Origin of the sequence: Priestia sp. P5, assembly GCF_029522155.1 — a bacterium.
Taxonomy (GTDB): domain Bacteria; phylum Bacillota; class Bacilli; order Bacillales; family Bacillaceae_H; genus Priestia; species Priestia megaterium_E.
This window is the reverse complement of record NZ_JAKWFJ010000001.1, coordinates 2,563,924-2,581,605: the sequence shown is the minus strand read 5'-3', so window position 1 is coordinate 2,581,605 and position 17,682 is coordinate 2,563,924. Positions and strand designations below refer to the sequence as shown.

The window sequence follows — 17,682 nt, the reverse complement described above, 5'->3', positions numbered from 1 at the left end:
ATACAACAATTTTAGTGTTTTTTTACACATTTACCCAAAAATAAGAAAATAGTAAGAGGTGGTTTTATTAATCTAATAGATATATAGGTTCATTGTTATAGTTCTAAAGAAACCATTGATCTATTTGTACTGATTTACATAGTCGAATATGTTTTTGCTAATAAGGCTTAAAGTGACAAGAATAAAAAGCGTTCGGACGTACGTCACGCCTTTTGATAGAGCGACGTTTGATCCAACGAAAGAACCAACGATCATCGCAAACCCCATAATTAATCCGTAAGAAAATACAACAGAATCAAAATATAAAAATACAAGCAAAGCACCTAAATTACTGCCGAAATTTAAAAATTTTGCGCTGCCTGCTGACTGCAGGAAATCAAATCCCATAAATAAAAAAGCGAATAAAATAAATGAACCTGTGCCTGCTCCTAAAAATCCATCGTAAAAGCCAATAATAAAAATAAGTGCAGTAAAGAAAATAAGTTTCTTAATAGACAGCGGCTTATACGTGGACGTAGTGCCCCAGTTTTTTTTGAAGATTGTATAAATAGCAACTAAAACAAGGAGAATCAAAATAACAGGTTTCAAAAAAGCAGAGGATAGAAAATGAACCGTGATTGAACCTCCTAAAGAGCCAATAAATACAAAAGGAAACCATTTACCTACAACGCGAAAATCGACTTTTCCGGATTTGACAAATCGAATGGTACTCGTTAATACGCCCATCGTTCCAGCTAATTTATTTGTAGCTAAGGCAGCAGCGGGAGGCAGGCCTAAAAATAAAAGGGCAGGCGTTGAAATTAAACCGCCTCCGCCAACTACAGAGTCGATGAACGCAGCTAAAAAACCAAAGAGTAAAAGCAAAAGAACAATCTGTAAACTTAATTCTTCCATAAAGCACCTTCCTCATGTCATAATATATAGTGACTACTTAAATAGTAACTATATAAAAAGCAGTTGTAAATATGTAAATGATGAAAATTTCAAATAACTTAAAAAACAGGGAGGTTTCCTTTATGGAAAATATTATTCAACAGCTGCAGTCGCTTGGATTTAATCAGTATGAATCAAAGGTATATGTGACGCTTGTCAAAAAAGGATCTTCCACTGCTTATAGCATTAGTAAACATTCAGGTGTGCCAAGAGCGCGTGTATACGATATTTTACAAACACTAGAGGAAAAAGGCATGGTGTTAAAAGAAGAGAGTAATGATGGCACCCAGTACACATCGTTGCCCGTCGATGCTTTTTTGCATTCGCTGCAAAAAAAATGGAACGAAACGTATGAAGACGTTAGCGAAACGCTTAAACGTCTTGAAACTGCAGAGTCTGTAGAAGAAAGCCGGGTTATGACGATGAAAGGAGAAACAGCCATTCTTGCTTTTTGTGAGTCGCTATTGTTAAAAGCAAAAAATAAAATTGTCATCTCGCTTTGGCCCGATATTTATAATGAGTTGAAGCCTCTTTTATTACAGCTAAGGGAGAGTGTCACACTAAAAGGAATTGTGTTTGAACAAGATGAAGCGATGGAGGAATTTGACCGGCACCGTCATACAAGCTATACCGAAAACATTGGGAATCAAAACTGGTTTATTATATCTGTTGACAGCAGTGAAATGATTTATGGTCACAAAGAAATGGCGTACTATACAAATAACGCAGTCAACATTAATTTACTTGAAAATTATATTTGGCATGATATTCTCGTTAACAGACTTGTAGAAAAAAGTGATAGAGAAATGGACAGGTGGATCGAAAAGGAAAGAGAAAATTTTTTTGCGTAGAAAAGAGACTTAGACATAACGAAATCACTTCCATCTAAAGACGAACAAACGAGGTAAATGATCTAGTATGAATAGCTTGTTACATCGCAGTTAATTTCCGTGCAAGGCTTCGCTTTCCGCGGGCGGCCGATGAGCCTCCTCGTCGCTTACGCGCCTGTGGGGTCTCATCTGTTCCACTTTTCCCGCAGGAGTCTTCGCCTTGCCCTCCAATTAACTGCTGGAAGCAGCCACCATGCATGAAAGCTACGTTCACCTTACCAACAGAAAAATCCGAACAAAGTTGATGTTCCATTAAGAGTCTCGAGTCCTCGTTCGGATCTTCCTTCAATTAAAACATTTTTGTTACAGCCTCTTTATATTAAAAAGTTTGGGCAAGTTTTTTTGCTTCTGCTATTCCTTTTTCTTTAATTTCTTGGGCTTTATCTGGCATTGCGTTATGCCCTTCCACAAAAATACCGTCTAACGAAGGTACTCCGAAGAAATTCATCATAATCCCAATATAACGATGCCCCATTTCCATATCAGCTGCAGGGCCTTCAGAATAAATGCCTCCGCGCGCTTGAATGTGAAGCGCTTTTTTATCCGTCAATAGCCCAACCGGACCTTCTGCCGTGTATTTAAATGACTTACCTGCTACGGCTACAGAGTCTAAATAAGCTTTCATAACAGGCGGAAACGAAAAGTTCCACATAGGCGTTACAAAAACATATTTGTCCGCTCCTACAAACTGTTCGCTCAGTTCTGCAAGGCGATTGACCTTTTCTTGTTCGTGAGAAGAGAGTTCCGAGCCAGACTGAAGTTTGCCCCAGCCGCTAAATACATCCGCATCAATATGAGGGATATTTTCTTTATAAAGGTCAATATGTACAACTTCGTCACTTGAATTGTGCTCTTTGTAAGCATCGATAAATGCTTTTCCAGTTGCCATACTGAATGATTGAGACTCATCGTGAGGATGAGCTGTAATATAAAGTACTTTTGCCACGTCTTATCATCTCTTTCTTGTTTGAAATAATGTACTGTCTTATCGTTATCACTCTCATAAAAAACTATACGCGCTTTGTCAGGTAAGCTAAAAAAGAATGCAAGAAAGGGATATCTATATAGAAAATAATGGTATAATAAATATTTGAATATTCTCATAACAAGTATGTCTAACAGAAGTAAATAAGAGGTGTCGAGATGACAGAAAAATGGATAATCGTTACGGGTGCAGGTTCTGGAATTGGCAAAGAAATTGTAAAAGAGTGTGTGTCGAAGGGCTATTCAGTTATTGCTTGTGATATTAACGATGGAGCTTTGAAACAGCTAGCTGAAGATACAAAGGGCCATATTGAAACACACGTAGTAGATGTTAAAAAAGGAAACGATGTAAAAGATCTTTTTTATCAAATAAAAGATAAAAATTTGTATGGGTTAGTTAATAATGCGGGCGTATATTTAGGAAAAAATTTATTGGACTATGAAGAAAACGAAATAGATTTTGTGATGGACATTAATATTAAAGGATATATTTATTTTTCCAAGTACTTCGGCGAATTATTAATGAAAAAAGAAACGGAAGGAGCGATTATTAATATATCCTCCGTGTCAGGAATGGAAGGAAGCTCCGATGCTATATATGGAATGTCTAAAGCAGCAATACTAGGATTAACCAAGAGCTGTGCGATGAATTTTTCTCCTTATATCCGGGTGAACGCCGTAGCACCTACAATGGTAAATACCGATATGATGAAAAATATTCCAGAGTGGCGCAAAAATGAATACATCGCTCATCAGCTGATTCCAAGCTTTGTTACGCCTCAAGACGTGGCAGATACGGTTCTTTTTTTACTGAGCCCTCAAGCAAAACATTATACAGGAGCCACTTTCGATTTAAATAGCGGATGTTATTTACGGTGAATACTCTTTCAAAAGGAATGGAGACATTAACTACATCAATCCAAAGACGAACAAATGGGATAAATAATTCAGTATGGCGCTTGTTATACCGCTGTTGATCTCCGTGCCAGACTTCGCTTTCCGCGGGCGGCCGATGAGCCTCCTCGTCGCTTGCGCTCCTGTGGGGTCTCATCTGTTCCGCTTTTCCCGCAGGAGTCTTCGCCTTTCCCTCCAATCAATAGCTAGAAGCACCTACATACATGAAACCTACGTTCACTATCACCATGAAAAATTCGAATGCACTTAATTCTCAATAAAGGATTTTAATTCATAGTTCGGATCTTCCTTCAACTAAAATACGTTTGTCCCATCCTCCTTTTTGTTTTCTTAAGAATTCTTAAGAAATTTACTTAACGTTTCTTTAGATTTTTTTTCTATTCTAGAAAGAAAGAGTAGAAAGAAGGAATAGAAAATGAATTTAGCTTTTATGTATCAATATTTTCACCAGCCGCGAACGGTAGGAGCACTTTTGCCAAGCTCTACGCACTTAGCGGAAAAAATGGTAAAAGGGATTGATTTTGAACATGCAGCCTGTATAGTAGAGTACGGGCCAGGAACCGGAGTTTTCACCCGTGAATTAATAAGAAGACGAAGCACTCAGACAACTTTGCTTCTTATCGAATACAATCGGCATTTTTACGAAAAAGTAAAGGAACAAGTAAGGAATGAAAAAAATGTGTATGTGATACACGGATCCGCTGAACATGTTCAAAAGTACTTGATACAGTACGATATTCCAAAAGTGGATTACGTACTATCAGGTCTTCCTTTTGCTTCTTTAACGTCTGAAGTGTCGGACTGTATCTTGCAAAACACGCGCAGCGTATTAGCCGATGAAGGGAAATTTATTACGTTTCAGTATACGAATTTAAAAAAACAGCTGATCCGCTCGTTTTTCCCGCACATTAAAGTTGAAAAAGAGTGGAGAAACGTTCCTCCCGCATACATTTTTACATGCGAAAAGAATGAGATATAAGGAGTTTGTACATGAAAGACAGAATTTTAATTATAGATGACGATGAGCAAATTCGTAATTTAATTGCTATTTACTTAGAAAATGAAGGATTTGAAGCGCTGAAAGTTTCTAATGCTGTATCTGGCTTGGCGCTTTTAGAAGAACAAGAAGTAGATTTAATTATATTAGATATTATGATGCCGCAGATGAATGGAATCGACGCTGCTTTTAAAATACGTGAAGAAAAAAATATGCCCATTATTATGCTTTCGGCTAAGTCAGAAGATATGGACAAAATTTCTGGTCTAACAGCAGGCGCAGATGATTACTTAACGAAACCATTTAACCCACTCGAGCTCATCGCACGAGTCAAATCACAAATTAGACGTTATAAAAAATACAATGAACGTACTGAGCGTGAAATTATTCAAATCGGCGATTTGGAAATCAACCGCAGTACCCGTCTCGTCTTTGTACGCGGCCAAGAGATTCGTTTAACGCCAAAAGAGTTTGATATTTTAGAGCTGCTGGCACGCAACAAAGGAACAGTGATGAGCATGGGGAAAATATATGAAGCAGTGTGGCAAGAAGACGCGTTTAAATCCGATAATACTGTAATGGTCCATATCACAAAAATCCGTGAAAAAATTGAGGATAATCCCAAAAAGCCCATTTATATTAAAACCATATGGGGCGTAGGATACAGGATATGAGAAGAATAAGTGTAAAACTTCTTTTTGCTATCATTATAAGTTTTTTGGCTACCAATTTAATTTTTATTTTAATTGCTAGGCTTGTTTTGAGCAGGTATATACAAGAAGAGAACATGAATGTTTCTGCATATAATTTATTGGCATTTGGGCTTATTTTTATTGCTGTTGTAATCTTTGTTTTGGTTTTTTTAATACTTATTCGTTCCCATATTCGTTATCTGAAAGAAATCTCTAAACAAGTTCAAAAAATATCAAATGGAGATTTAGGCGCAACCATCCATGTGCGAGGAAAAGATGAACTGGCTGAGCTAAGTCAAAATATTAACAAAATGTCTGCGCAGCTTCGTACAAAATTTGATCGTGAACGAGAGCTGGAGCAAGTGAAAAATGAGCTAATATCCAGTGTATCTCACGATTTGCGTACGCCGTTAACATCCATCGTTGGATACCTAGATTTAATCAAAAAAAGAGAAAGTATGGATGATGAAACATTAGATAGCTACTTATCCATTGTTGATTCAAAAGCAAAATACTTAACTGATTTAATAGAAGAATTGTTTGACTATACAAAATTAACGAGTCCTGATCTTCAGCTTCAACGAAATGAGGTCGATATGAAACGTTTGCTTCAACAGGTAATAGGAGAGTACGAGCCAATTTTAACAAGAGAAGGCATTGATGTTCAGACTAACTTTGCTTGTGAATGGAATGCATTTATTGATGTGGAAAAAATGGTAAGAGTATTTCAAAATTTGCTTGAAAATGTCAAGAAATACAGCAAAAAGCCTTCCGTATTAGAGGTGAATCAGGAAATTGATGAGGATTCGTTGGTAATTTCCTTTAGGAACAGCATTAACATCAGTGAAAAAATTGAGGTAGAAAAGTTATTTGATCGATTTTATCGAGGTGATGAATCAAGAACGGACGCGAATGGTTCAGGTTTAGGACTGGCTATTGCAAAACAAATCATTCAGCTGCATCAAGGGAAGATACGAGCAGAGCGTCAGCATAATAAGCTCACTTTTTTGATAAAGCTGCCGTTAACACAAGAAAGCCTTAAGAATCACTTGTAAAGATTCTTAAGGCTTTTTGCGACTATTTTGATGCCGTATTCAAATTCTGCAAGCGTCGCATAAGAAAAAGATATTCTGATATGCTGTGATGTCTCATGGTCATACAATGCGCCTGGATTTAAAAGAACTCCTTCGTCGAGACAGTGCTTAAATAACTTCCGCATCGAAACAGGCTTATGCAGCGTAAGCCAAAAATAAAAACCTCCGCTCGGAGCATTCCACACAGCGAGATTCTTCAAATACTTCTCTAGAATAGCCAGTGTTTGCTGAGATTTTTCTTTTAATTTATAGCGTACGCTGGCCACATGCTTGTCATAAATTCCGGTTTTGAGAGCTTCAGCAGCGGCCCATTGAGATAAGGAACTGGCTCCGTAGTCAACTTGCATTTTAAGGTCAGCTAATCGCTCAATTACATGTTCAGGCCCTACAATCCATCCAATTCGAAATCCCGGACTGAATGTTTTAGAGAACGTTCCTAAATAAAGAACCATTCCATTTTTATCTTGAGCTTTTAATGAAAGCGGAGGCGGTGAATGGAACCAAAGCTCTCCGTAAGCATCATCTTCAATAATAGGCAAATGCATTCTTTCACACTGGCGAAGCAGTGCTTGGCGCCTTTGTTCACTCATCGTTACATTGGTGGGGTTATGAAAGTTCGGTATTGTATATAAAGCTGTGCCTTTTTCTTTTTCGTGCTGGTCTTTTAATGAAGCTAAATGCATTCCTTCTTCATCTAATGAAACGCCCGTTATTTTCATTTGTGCGGACTGAAATAATGGTAGAGAATAAAGATAAGAAGGCTTTTCAGCTAATATATTGGCACCTGGAGGCAGCAGGCCGATTGAAATTAACTGAAGGGCTTGAAGTGAACCGGATACAATTAAAATAGATGAAGGAGACGTTTCAATGCCTCGTTTTTTTACATGATTCACTAACTCTTGTCTGAGCTCATCATTTCCTCTTGGGTGCTCGTAGCCCAAATGTACGCTTCCATGGTTAATTCCGCTAAATAGTTCCGAAAGCTGAGGGGAAGGAAGCAGGTCAGGTGCTAACTCTCCAGTTCCTAAACGAATAATGCCCGGTTGAAATTCAGCTTCGTTAATATGGCGGATAGTGGGAGAATTTGGTTGGTATATTCCTGCTTCTACATACGAATTCCAGTTCATGTGAGAACCTGATGCTAGTAAGCTCCACGTATTGTTAATGACCTTGGTGCCACCGCCTTTGTTTCCGCTGAGCAATCCTTCAGCAATTAAGTTTTCGGTTGCTGTCACCACCGTGCTTCTATTTACAGAAAAGCTAGCAGCTAAATGGCGCTGCGAAGGAATTTTAGTTCCAATAGGCCACTCTCCATTTATGATTTTCTCTTTCATATATTCTTGAATTTGTTTGTGCATTGGCTTTTTATCAGCCGGATTTGGAGTCCAGTTCATGTGAGACCACCTTTTTATAATTTGGTTGGTATTATAAATCAAAACTTGGATGGAGACAACAGGGGATGTCAATTGTAGGATAAAAGAGAAAGGAGAGAGCAACATGTTTACAGTGGTTATACATGCTTTGTTGTTAGCATTCGGTTTGATTTTACCGTTAGGGGTACAAAATGTGTTTGTTTTTAACCAAGGAGCAAATCAACGAACAATCAAACAGGCGCTTCCCGTAGTGGTAACGGCTTCTGTTTGTGATACGATTTTAATTCTAGTAGCAGTGCTGGGAGTTTCAGCAGCAGCCGCGGCTTTTTCATTTTTTCAAACGCTTATTTTTGGAATAGGTCTTCTTTTTTTAGCGTATATGGGCTTTGTGACGTGGAAGAGCGAACCTTCAAAAACGTCATTAAAGGAAGGGATGACGCTAAAAGCACAAATTTTATTTGCTGCTTCTGTATCTCTGCTAAATCCCCACGCGCTGATGGATATTATGGGCGTAATCGGAACAAATTCTCTGCTGTACAGCGGAAAAGAAAAATGGATTTTTACGCTCGTTACGATATCCGTTTCGTGGATATGGTTTTTATCCTTAGCTTTTGCAGGAAAAGCAGTAGGAAAAATGGATTCGAATGGGAAAATAATGATTTGGGTGAATAAGGCTTCTGCATGTATGATTTGGGGAGTAGCTCTTTACATGGCAAAAAGTATGTTTTTTCAGTAAAATAGATGCTAAAAGGAAAGTTATGTAATACTTTTTTTCTAGAAAGCGAGGGGTAAAGATGATTCAAGGAATTAATCATATGTGCTTTTCTGTGTCAAATTTAGAACAATCTATCACATTTTATCAGAAAGTGCTAGGAGCGGAACTTTTAGTAAAAGGAAAGTCCACCGCTTACTTTAGTCTGAATGGACTGTGGCTGGCGTTAAACGAAGAAAAAAGTATTCCTAGATCAGAAATTCAGTATTCGTATACTCATTTAGCATTTTCTATTTCCATTGAAAGCTTTGACCAAGCAAAAGAGCTGTTAAAACAGCATAATGTAAATATCTTACCTGGAAGAAATCGTGACGAGAGAGACAAAAAATCTATTTATTTTACGGATCCTGACGGTCATAAATTTGAATTCCATACCGGTACGCTCCAAGATCGTTTAGCGTATTACCAAGAAGAAAAGCCTCATATGACATTTTATTCGCCAAAAGAGTAGTATTAAAATAGTTATATAAGGTTACAGTTTTATTACATTCGCATTCCTCGCTCAGTTATCATTAAATAAACGATTCTGTTGTGATATAATGGAAAAAAAGTGAGGAGGAGGAAGAATGTATACCGCAAAACAGGTGAAGTTTGGTTCGCATATTGTGATAGGCGTACTTTTCGGCATCCTAGCTGCAATGTTAATCGGCACTTTTTATCAAAATGTACCGGGTGTATTACCGTACGGGATGATTAGCGGACTTGCAGTAGGACTCGTAGCAGATACATATTATACAATCAAAACAAAAATAAAGGTTATCTAATATAGTGTAGTACTATTCTCAGGAGAAATAAAAGATTTCTTTTGAAAATAGTACTATTTTTATGAAGACAAATAAGAATGCATCGTTACTACCATCCATAGTCGAAGTTGTTATTGCTTTAGCGAGGTGTTCCGTAGTTTGTTGAGTCATAATTGTAACAAGTATAGCGGTACCAATTGAACCTGCAACTTGACGAATTGTACTACTTAAAGCTGTACCGTGAGAAATTAAATGTTAAGGTAATTGGTTCATATCTGCAGTCATAGTCGGCATCATAATTAATGCACCGGGCAATCATAGTAGACCGGATTAAAACGGTGTAAAGCCTCGAATGCTTTGTAGATAGATTGTCAGCAGTAACTTTGTATTTTTGAAATTATTTAGGATGAAACATAAAAAATTATAATTAGATTTGTTGAAAATCAACTCGGAAATTATTAATTTAATTTTCTGAAACTTTTCTTCGTACTAAAACGTATAGTAAGTATAGGGAATGTTAATTTAAATTCCTTTTTTCGGAAAAACATTTAATATACAGTCGGAGGATATATGCTGTATTACGCGACGCTAGGTGAACTAAAGAAGAAAAAGGGGGTATTAAAATGACAATGTGGCTGTGGGCAGGCGGATGTATAGTGTTTTTGTTAGCAATGGGTTACATTGCAGATCGTGTAGCAATAAGGAGAAACATTGAATTTAGTCCGGAGGATGGAATTAAAAATGCTACAGATGCAGAACAAATATATGTGGAGAACTATTTGAATGAAACAAAAAATACAAATAATAATATACCGCTTTAATAGATATAGATAAAAGGCTTATCCGCTGCTACTTGCATTAGGGATAAGCCTTTTTGTTTTATACTTAGTTCCAAACTTCGTCTAGAGTATCTCTAAACAATTGATCTAATTCATATGTAGGGTCATCTAATTCTACAGATAAAGTTCTGACGTATTTGTCTAAACGGTCAATTTCTAAGTTTAAAAATTCATTAATAACATTGATGCGTGGTTCTAAATCTAACTCATCCCCACTAATTTTCCGCTTTAACAGCTTGCTAACCTCTTCTTTTAATTCTCCTTCTGGTAACAGTTTCTCTAAGAGAATAGGGAATTCTAGCGGAGGAAATTCGTTATATTGTTCAATCCACTTAGCAGCTAACACAGGTCTTAAAACGTAAAAATATTTTTTAATTTTTACTTCATCACCTTGCAAATACTCTCTAAAGTTATTTCTAGCCATATTTAAATAGTGATATATACAAGAAGTAGGAGTAAAGATGTTAGAATGTAGTTCTTTCATTTTATCAAATGTTGAATACGCCTTGTAATATACAATGTTTGATTGCATCCATTCTAGTAAAGGTGGGTTTGACTTTCTAAAAAGTTTTAACGTCTTAGTTAAGTCCCAGCCGCTAACATCTAAGAGATCATTAATAGGTAGCTCTATTACATCTCGCTTTTTACCTACACCGATTGGATCAATGCTTAAATATTTATTCCTCTTATGAATATAAATAAATCTAACATCATAATCGCTATCTTTAGATGGAAAGTCCCACGCTCTACTTCCAGATTCACAAGCGTATAATACTTTTACATCGTAATCTTCTTCAATTTTCTTTAAAGCTGCAACGATTGTTTCTTTCATAACCCAACCTCATTTTCTTTTAATGCTTTCTATATACAAATTATATTTCATAATGGATGGAAAATGGTAAATAAATAAAAGAAGCTTCCTTTAGGTAGGCCTCTAAAAAGCTATGAAAATATAGAGAGTAAAAAATTATATCACTCAAAAAGCACTACATCGAGTCCGTTTCTGCGGTAACAGGTTAGAAGTGTATACAGTTCTGCACGGTGATGATATAAATGAGACTGAATTTCAAGCAGCCATTCAAAGCGCGTATACGTACATCCCCAATAGGATGTCTGCGTTGAAAATAGCTTTCGTTCGTCAAAAGAAGAGTAGGCCGCTTTTAGCTGATTGAAGCCATCTATTAAAGCTGTTTTGAGTTCAAGCTTTGTATAAGCTGGATGCTGCAGATAAAAGTCATTCATTTTATCTGCAGAGTAGCCTAAGGAAATATAATAGTCTGCACTACAAATGAGACATAAATGCTGCAGCAGCTCTTGAATAGACCGCTTGTGAGGGAGGGGACGATAAGCAAGCTCTTCTTCTGTAACCTCATCAATGATTGCGGTTACAGAATGGATGTTGACGTGTATTTGATTAAACACCATCTTACAGTATGAATTCATGTATTCACATCCTTTTTATTCAACTAAATACCGCAGTTTTTGATCGAGCCAGTACGCTGATTTTTCATTGTTATCGAGCTTGATATAGCAATCGACAATTTCATCATAAATGAATTCCTTTTCTTCTACTAAATCAATAAATTTAATGAGTAGAAATACGGCTTTTGAAACTTTTCCATTTTCACAAAGCCATTCTTTCATCCAGATTAATAGATCAAGAAGAATAATCTCTATTTTCACTCGGATATCAAGGAACCAATCGTCATAAATCGTTGTTAAATAATGAGGAACTAATTGATGCAGTCGCTGTTCAGCTTCCTTGAATTTCAGCGCTGGGTCAGACTGTTCGGTTATCCACTGAAGGTCAGTTAGTAAATCTAATCCATCGCTTGACACATCTGCATTTAAAGAAATGAGCTGCCTGTTAACAAGTAAAACCGGCTCTGAATTTTCTGCGTTCAATAATTTTTTTAAATGAGACAAGTAGACGCGTAAATTCTTTTTGGCGTTGCTTAAAGGCATTTCGGGCCACAGCGCTTCGCATAGCTGTTCTCTGCTAATAGAATGATGAAAAATAAGATATAGTAAAATTTCTTGAGCAAAACGTTTATTCCAGCCTTCTGTAATAAGCTGGCCATTTACATAGACTGAAAAAGAGTACAAAAAATCTACTTTAAGAGAGGGTGTATGTGCATGAAAATCTTTTTGTATATCTATAGCTGTGTCACTTTCCCAGTTCTTAAGTATTTTCATAGGATCATTCTTTAAAGAAGGCAGTTGTTGTGTATTACTTTTAATAAAATCTATGATGATTTCTCTGATTAAAGCTGTTTTTTCTTTTACTAGAAATAAAGAGTGTGCGTTAGGTATGGTCATATGACTGTAGTTTTTTAAAAACATCGTTTTTGAAATCAGATACTGAGATGAAAACAGCAAATCATTTTGGCCAGATAAAGTGAGTACAGGAAGTGAAATACTAGTCAACTCTTGAAATAGATTGTCTGTAATAGATAGTTTAAGAAAGCGGAAATATATCCCGGGATCCATTTTTTTTAGTCTTTCAATTATCTGTTGTATGTTTGTAGGTTCTAAACTCTCTAGTTTTCCTAGTTCGAAAATTTTATCTACCGGTATTTGGTTTTTACTTTCTTCGTTGTAACATCTCTTAATCTTTTGAAGGGTGCTGTCTGAATATAAAGGAAGAGACAATAGTATCAGTCCTTCAATAAGAAATTCGTAGCGGGCAGCAAATTTAACGGCAATTTGACCTCCAAATCCCACTCCTAAAAAATAACATTTTTTTATATTTAACGTATGTAATAAGAGGAAAAGATCTTCAATATGAGCCTCAAACGACAAATTCCCTGCAGTAGAGGTACTATTGCCTGTTTCTCTCAAATCGTATTGAATAACACGATGATGTTGGTTTAATTCCGCAGTAATGGAATCAAAAAGCGTATGATCAGTGATAACAGAATGAACCATCACAATGGTTTTTGTCTTATCAGTGAATACGGGCGAATGAACTTCATAGTAAATTTTTTCTGTCGCCGTATGCAGAAAAGGCATAAAAACAATCCTCCTAGTGTCTAACTGTAGCGTTTGTGTAACGGTAAAATTATTATGATAAGAATAGACAAAAATTTCAAAAAAATGGGTGCTTTTTAGTAATTAAAAAATGTCTAATGTTCTAGTAATATCCATTATACTGTAAAACCATAGTGAGAAATAAGGGAGAATGCCCAAAAACAGAAAAAAGAAAACGTTATCAATTTCGAAAAAAGAAGAAAGGAGGAGAATTATGAATTTTAAAGATGAAAATACGTTAGACTTAGAATGGGTTATGCTCATAATGGAAGCAAAAGAAACAGGTATAAGCATCGAGGAAGTTAGACAATTTTTACAAAGCATTAGTTCAAATGTTTAGCCGATACAATGATAAGGGAATAAATCGTTCCCAAGTATAGATAACCTTTATAACCAGCCTCAAGCTATTTTCACTAGATGCATAATCACCCTTTTTTAGATGTATAATCACCTCTTTATGGTAAGAACGTTTATTTATAATGCACGGTAAAGTGAAATTATGGTATTATTATCGATAAGTAAGCATTAGTAAGGGTGATTATAATGACAATTGGCCAACGTATTCGAGATCTCAGAACGAAACAGGGAATATCGCTAACAGAACTTGCAAACCGAGCGGGTGTTGCTAAATCGTACATATCTTCAGTAGAAAGAGGAATTCAGCTCAACCCATCTATTCAATTTCTAAACAAAATTTCTACCTCATTGAACGTCAGTATTGATAGATTGATTCATGAGCCTATGGATAAATCTGAATCGTTGGATATTGATGATGAGTGGCTTGAGTTAGCAAAAGAAGCAGCGGAGTCAGGAATAAGCAAAGAGCAGTTTAAACAATTTCTTGAATTTCAAAAATGGCAGCGGGCAAAGCAAGATTAACTTCGCGGAATATACATAAAAGAGAACTTACATAGAACAACTGCTGAAAAATCATGATTGTAAAAAAGAGATTCCATTTATCTATGGAATCTCTTTTTTTAGGCTTAAGAAGAAATAAAATGGGACGAGAATTCTTTTTCTCGCTGAAACTGAATACGTTCAAGAGTTATTAATTTAGGCTTTCTTTTCTGTTCAAACTGTCTCAATGTTTCTGAAATCTCTTTGTTTTGATAAAAAACTTGATGCAGTAAGTCAGACAGTAAGTCAGCATCTTTTAATGACTCGTTTAATCCAAAAGCGCCAGTAGGAGTCATCGTATGCGCAGCATCCCCTAATAATAACAGGTGATGCTTTGACCATACTTCGCTTATGCTGCTTTGCACAGAAAGAAGCGTAAAGTCTGACCACGACGTAATAAACCTTTCTATTGAAAGGTTTAAGCTAGGGAAAGCGTCTATTAAACGCTGAATAAACGGTCTAAACGATTGTTTTCGAAGAGCAGGATAGCTGCCTTTTTCAATATTCCATCCGATTTGAACAAAGCCTTTTGCTTGAGAAAAAAGCGCCACCTGCTGCTGTTTTACAAGTGCAAATTTAATAGAAGGCTCCCAATTGGCTGGTGCAGGAATTTTTGCCCAAAGCAAATCGTATCCATGATTGTGGATATTGTTTTTTATGTGCGCGAGTTTGCGAACAGTTGAATATCGACCATCTGCTCCAATAATGATTTTACTTTCAACTATTATTTCACCCCGGCCTTTTTGCTGAGCTTTTATTCCAGTATATTGTCCTTTTTCATTCTGCATTAGCTCCGTTACTTTTGTGCCCAGCATAAGCTTGTAGGAGGGATGGATGCTTGCTTGGCTATTTATAGACTGAAGGAGATGCTGCTGTGGAACATGAATTCCTGCATGTCCAAGTTCAGATTCTATCGTTTTGAATACATGTCCATCCTTCCAGTATTCAACCCTAGACATTCGAAGGAGGCCTAAGCTTTCAATTTCTTCAAATATATGATGTTTCTTAAGAATCATTTCTCCATCTTCATTTAAATGTTCGCCTCGAAATTCTTTTCCAAGCGTATCAGAGCTCTCTATCAGTATAGTTGATATATTTTGTTTAGCCAGTAGATAGGCTAGTAGAGCACCGCCTGGCCCGGCTCCTATTATACACACATCTGTTTGATAGTTCATTTTCTTCACCTTGTTTGTTATATGCAATTAAGTTACTTTTAGTAAGTATATTAACTTTTATAAATGTTAATGTCAACTTTTTTATAGCTTTTCTTCTATGGAATTCGCTCTTTGGTCAAAACACAAATAAGGTTTTACATAATCAAAGTCAAAGATTAAGTTTTATGGTAAACTAAAATACACAAATTATTTTGAATAATTTGTATAAAAAGTAAAATTTCAAAATTGTTGAGAAAAAGCACGGTTGGAAAGCTGCAGGATTTTTAGCAAGAAGAGTAGAGAGTGGCTCTGAAAATTCTAGCAAACTCCAATTTCGACTGGAGGATGATTATGACAAAAGTAGAACATTATATTCAAACATTGGGTAACAGTGCAGATTTGCTAACAAAAAAGCAGACAAGCATTTACTTCGAAAAACTTTCAAACACCTTTCCTTTTTTAACAATCATGCAAATTAATTGGAGAAAAGTATTAATTAAAAAGTCCGCCCGGCGTATTGAAGAAATCAAAAAATGGCTTCAAGAGATGAATATAAAAGAGCATCAGGTTGTTTTATTCTGGAAACGAGCGACTAAAGCTGTAAGCGTCGATTTAGCTCAGGCTTTAACGTTTTTTCAACAAACAGCTGATCTTACAGAAGAAGCGTTTATTTACTGTCCGTCTGTTGACTATGTCATTGAATATTTTAAAGACGGTAAAATGATGATTGGTTTAGCAGCACGCTAATTAAAAGGGAAAAAAAGCTGAGGGAAGAGGGGAATGAGAACTTCTTCACTCGGCTTTTTATGCATATAAACTCTAAAAAATACGAAACATAACGTTATTTACAACATAAATTACCTTCTCTTTATAATTAGTGGGAAAAGTATTGACATTTTCTATAAAACAAATATAATTAACATTAATCATATTGTTAATTGTAAAAAGAGTGATCAGGAGAAATGCTGAATGTCGAACAAAAAAGAAATGACGAATCAAACGAAAAAAGAATACCCTAAACCCTATGGCTATACGTCAGATATTGCTGTATTTACGATTGTGACGGAAGAAAAAGAACCATACAAACCACCTAAAATGAATTTGAAATTAATGCTTATCCAGCGAGCAATGCTAAACGCAGAGGGAGAAAAGAACAGCGAAGCAGGAAAGTGGGCGCTTCCCGGCGGATTTGTCCATCCTGATGAATCAGCTTTTGAAGCAGCTAAAAGAGAGCTAGAAGAAGAAACGGGCGTAAAAGATATTCATTTAAAGCACTATGGTATCTATGATGAGCCCGGCAGAGATGATAGGGGATGGGTCATCACAAACGCACATTATGCAATTGTGCCAGAAGATAGTCTAATAAAACGAAAAGCGAATGATGATGCTGCTCGAGTTGAATTATTTAAAATAGATGAAATCTTTTCATTGCCTTTAGCTTTTGATCATGAAATCATCATTCGAGATGCAATCAAGGAAATTAAGAAAGATTTATTGCAAACGACCATTGCTCAGAAGTTTCTGCCTTCTCAGTTTACATACTCTGAACTGCAGGCTGTGCTGCTTACCGTAACGGATGATGCGGCGATTAAAAGTGATCAGGCGTTTGCACGAAAAATAAGAATGCTGCCATTTATTGAAGAAGTAGACGGAAAAACAACGACGAGAACGTCTAAAAAGCCAACAAAGCTCTACCGGTTTGTTGAGATGAATGTGATGAAGCCAATCTATACAGCACGCTATTAAAAGAAAAAACTTTCAATTCAAATAATTAACAATATGTTAACTGTTAATTTTTACTTATGAGGGGGAAACATAATGAAAAAAGCACTGATTAACATCGATTATACAAATGATTTTGTAGCTAAAAACGGAGCTTTGACATGCGGAGAACCAGGGCGACACATTGAAACATCCATAAACGATATCACGCGTCAATTTATTGAGCAAGACGAGTATGTCGTGTTTGCCATTGATTTTCATAAAGAAAATGATTCCTTGCATCCAGAATCAACGCTGTTTCCGCCTCATAATATTGAAGGTTCTGCAGGAAGAAAGCTATACGGAAAGTTAAATGATTTATATAACCTGTATCAATCAAAGGCAAATGTAGAATGGATGAATAAAACGAGATACAGCGCATTTGCTGGAACAGATCTGGAGATTAAACTGCGAGAAAGACAAATTACCGATGTCTACTTAGCAGGTGTATGTACGGACATCTGTGTACTTCATACGGCAGTAGATGCCTATAATAAAGGATTTGCTATTTATATCTATGAAAAAGCCGTAGCAAGTTTTAATCAAAAAGGTCATGAGTGGGCGCTTGAACATTTTAAATCTTGCCTCGGGGCAAAAATTATTTAAGG

23 protein-coding genes and 1 pseudogene are annotated in these 17,682 nt (G+C 36.3%); 14 read left to right on the top strand and 10 right to left on the bottom strand.

The annotated features are described in order from the left end of the window. Positions 1-120 precede the first annotated feature (120 nt). Positions 121-894: a sulfite exporter TauE/SafE family protein gene (locus MMB69_RS13830; RefSeq protein ID WP_013056888.1), complete on the bottom strand. Its 774-nt coding sequence runs from the start codon at positions 892-894 to the stop codon at positions 121-123. Between the two features lie 122 nt (positions 895-1,016). Between MMB69_RS13830 and MMB69_RS13825 the strand changes: the two genes are divergently transcribed. Then, on the top strand, positions 1,017-1,784 hold the full coding sequence (locus MMB69_RS13825) for a TrmB family transcriptional regulator (protein ID WP_221782975.1): 768 nt from the start codon (positions 1,017-1,019) through the stop codon (positions 1,782-1,784). A 79-nt stretch (positions 1,785-1,863) separates the two neighbouring features. Here the strand turns inward: MMB69_RS13825 and MMB69_RS13820 are convergent, their stop codons facing one another. Both MMB69_RS13820 and MMB69_RS13815 read right to left on the bottom strand, forming a co-directional pair. Continuing rightward, positions 1,864-2,076: a hypothetical protein gene (locus tag MMB69_RS13820; RefSeq protein WP_165635933.1), complete on the bottom strand. Its 213-nt coding sequence runs from the start codon at positions 2,074-2,076 to the stop codon at positions 1,864-1,866. Positions 2,077-2,142: 66 nt separating this feature from the next. Next, the gene (locus MMB69_RS13815) at positions 2,143-2,769 is read right to left on the bottom strand and encodes an FMN-dependent NADH-azoreductase (protein WP_028413489.1); all 627 of its coding nucleotides are present in this window, start codon (positions 2,767-2,769) and stop codon (positions 2,143-2,145) included. A gap of 197 nt (positions 2,770-2,966) precedes the next feature. On the opposite strand from MMB69_RS13815, the gene MMB69_RS13810 reads away from it, so the two are divergent. Beyond that, the gene (locus tag MMB69_RS13810; RefSeq protein WP_221782977.1) at positions 2,967-3,686 is read left to right on the top strand and encodes an SDR family NAD(P)-dependent oxidoreductase; all 720 of its coding nucleotides are present in this window, start codon (positions 2,967-2,969) and stop codon (positions 3,684-3,686) included. Between the two features lie 83 nt (positions 3,687-3,769). Here MMB69_RS13810 and MMB69_RS13805 read toward each other — a convergent pair whose 3' ends face one another. Further along, a complete protein-coding gene (locus tag MMB69_RS13805) occupies positions 3,770-3,904 on the bottom strand; it encodes a hypothetical protein (protein WP_260506605.1) in 135 nt (44 codons plus the stop codon). Between the two features lie 233 nt (positions 3,905-4,137). Here MMB69_RS13805 and MMB69_RS13800 point away from each other — a divergent pair, with 233 nt between their 5' ends. The 3 genes from MMB69_RS13800 to MMB69_RS13790 are packed head-to-tail and all read left to right on the top strand — an operon-like array spanning position 4,138 to position 6,466. Then, positions 4,138-4,701, top strand: coding sequence for a class I SAM-dependent methyltransferase (locus MMB69_RS13800; protein WP_221782979.1), 564 nt, complete (start codon positions 4,138-4,140; stop codon positions 4,699-4,701). Between the two features lie 11 nt (positions 4,702-4,712). Next, on the top strand, positions 4,713-5,393 hold the full coding sequence (locus MMB69_RS13795; RefSeq protein WP_221782981.1) for a response regulator transcription factor: 681 nt from the start codon (positions 4,713-4,715) through the stop codon (positions 5,391-5,393). Next, the gene (locus MMB69_RS13790) at positions 5,390-6,466 is read left to right on the top strand and encodes a HAMP domain-containing sensor histidine kinase (RefSeq protein ID WP_221782983.1); all 1,077 of its coding nucleotides are present in this window, start codon (positions 5,390-5,392) and stop codon (positions 6,464-6,466) included. The genes MMB69_RS13795 and MMB69_RS13790 overlap by 4 nt, the downstream gene beginning before the upstream one ends. Here MMB69_RS13790 and MMB69_RS13785 read toward each other — a convergent pair. Beyond that, the gene (locus MMB69_RS13785) at positions 6,457-7,899 is read right to left on the bottom strand and encodes an aminotransferase-like domain-containing protein (protein WP_221782985.1); all 1,443 of its coding nucleotides are present in this window, start codon (positions 7,897-7,899) and stop codon (positions 6,457-6,459) included. The genes MMB69_RS13790 and MMB69_RS13785 overlap by 10 nt on opposite strands. A 103-nt stretch (positions 7,900-8,002) precedes the next feature. Here MMB69_RS13785 and MMB69_RS13780 point away from each other — a divergent pair, with 103 nt between their 5' ends. The 3 genes from MMB69_RS13780 to MMB69_RS13770 all read left to right on the top strand — a co-directional run bounded on the left by MMB69_RS13780 (position 8,003) and on the right by MMB69_RS13770 (position 9,414). Beyond that, positions 8,003-8,614 (top strand): LysE/ArgO family amino acid transporter, encoded by a 612-nt coding sequence (locus tag MMB69_RS13780; RefSeq protein WP_221782986.1) that lies wholly within the window; start codon positions 8,003-8,005, stop codon positions 8,612-8,614. Positions 8,615-8,672: 58 nt separating this feature from the next. Next, positions 8,673-9,101, top strand: coding sequence for a metallothiol transferase FosB (fosB, locus tag MMB69_RS13775; protein WP_221782988.1), 429 nt, complete (start codon positions 8,673-8,675; stop codon positions 9,099-9,101). Positions 9,102-9,216: 115 nt separating this feature from the next. Then, on the top strand, positions 9,217-9,414 hold the full coding sequence (locus tag MMB69_RS13770; RefSeq protein ID WP_098979922.1) for a hypothetical protein: 198 nt from the start codon (positions 9,217-9,219) through the stop codon (positions 9,412-9,414). 120 nt (positions 9,415-9,534) lie between these two features. Here MMB69_RS13770 and MMB69_RS27305 read toward each other — a convergent pair. Further along, positions 9,535-9,699 (bottom strand): annotated as a pseudogene (locus tag MMB69_RS27305) (MFS transporter); the annotation flags it as partial. 317 nt (positions 9,700-10,016) lie between these two features. Here MMB69_RS27305 and MMB69_RS13760 point away from each other — a divergent pair. Further along, a complete protein-coding gene (locus MMB69_RS13760; RefSeq protein ID WP_014460252.1) occupies positions 10,017-10,214 on the top strand; it encodes a hypothetical protein in 198 nt (65 codons plus the stop codon). Between the two features lie 64 nt (positions 10,215-10,278). On the opposite strand, the gene MMB69_RS13755 is transcribed toward MMB69_RS13760, so the two are convergent. The 3 genes from MMB69_RS13755 to MMB69_RS13745 form a co-directional block, all read right to left on the bottom strand. Continuing rightward, positions 10,279-11,064, bottom strand: coding sequence for a nucleotidyltransferase domain-containing protein (locus MMB69_RS13755; protein WP_221782990.1), 786 nt, complete (start codon positions 11,062-11,064; stop codon positions 10,279-10,281). 140 nt (positions 11,065-11,204) lie between these two features. Next, positions 11,205-11,675, bottom strand: a complete 471-nt coding sequence (locus MMB69_RS13750) for a DinB family protein (RefSeq protein WP_221782991.1) — start codon at positions 11,673-11,675, stop codon at positions 11,205-11,207. A 15-nt stretch (positions 11,676-11,690) separates the two neighbouring features. Further along, entirely contained in the window at positions 11,691-13,244 is a 1,554-nt protein-coding gene (locus MMB69_RS13745) for an alpha/beta hydrolase (protein WP_221782993.1), read from the bottom strand. 232 nt (positions 13,245-13,476) lie between these two features. Here MMB69_RS13745 and MMB69_RS13740 point away from each other — a divergent pair, with 232 nt between their 5' ends. Both MMB69_RS13740 and MMB69_RS13735 read left to right on the top strand, forming a co-directional pair. Next, complete coding sequence (locus tag MMB69_RS13740) at positions 13,477-13,602, top strand: anti-repressor SinI family protein (protein WP_221782995.1); 126 nt, start codon at positions 13,477-13,479, stop codon at positions 13,600-13,602. 203 nt (positions 13,603-13,805) lie between these two features. Then, positions 13,806-14,141 (top strand): helix-turn-helix domain-containing protein, encoded by a 336-nt coding sequence (locus MMB69_RS13735; protein WP_013056901.1) that lies wholly within the window; start codon positions 13,806-13,808, stop codon positions 14,139-14,141. Positions 14,142-14,245: 104 nt separating this feature from the next. On the opposite strand, the gene MMB69_RS13730 is transcribed toward MMB69_RS13735, so the two are convergent. Then, positions 14,246-15,334: an FAD-dependent monooxygenase gene (locus MMB69_RS13730; protein WP_221782997.1), complete on the bottom strand. Its 1,089-nt coding sequence runs from the start codon at positions 15,332-15,334 to the stop codon at positions 14,246-14,248. A gap of 330 nt (positions 15,335-15,664) precedes the next feature. Here MMB69_RS13730 and MMB69_RS13725 point away from each other — a divergent pair, with 330 nt between their 5' ends. The 3 genes from MMB69_RS13725 (at position 15,665) to MMB69_RS13715 (ending at position 17,680) form a co-directional block, all read left to right on the top strand. Further along, a complete protein-coding gene (locus MMB69_RS13725; RefSeq protein ID WP_221782999.1) occupies positions 15,665-16,060 on the top strand; it encodes a CDI toxin immunity protein in 396 nt (131 codons plus the stop codon). Positions 16,061-16,282: 222 nt separating this feature from the next. Further along, on the top strand, positions 16,283-17,059 hold the full coding sequence (locus MMB69_RS13720) for an NUDIX domain-containing protein (protein ID WP_221783001.1): 777 nt from the start codon (positions 16,283-16,285) through the stop codon (positions 17,057-17,059). A 72-nt stretch (positions 17,060-17,131) separates the two neighbouring features. Beyond that, positions 17,132-17,680, top strand: coding sequence for a cysteine hydrolase family protein (locus MMB69_RS13715; RefSeq protein WP_221783003.1), 549 nt, complete (start codon positions 17,132-17,134; stop codon positions 17,678-17,680). Positions 17,681-17,682 lie beyond the last annotated feature (2 nt).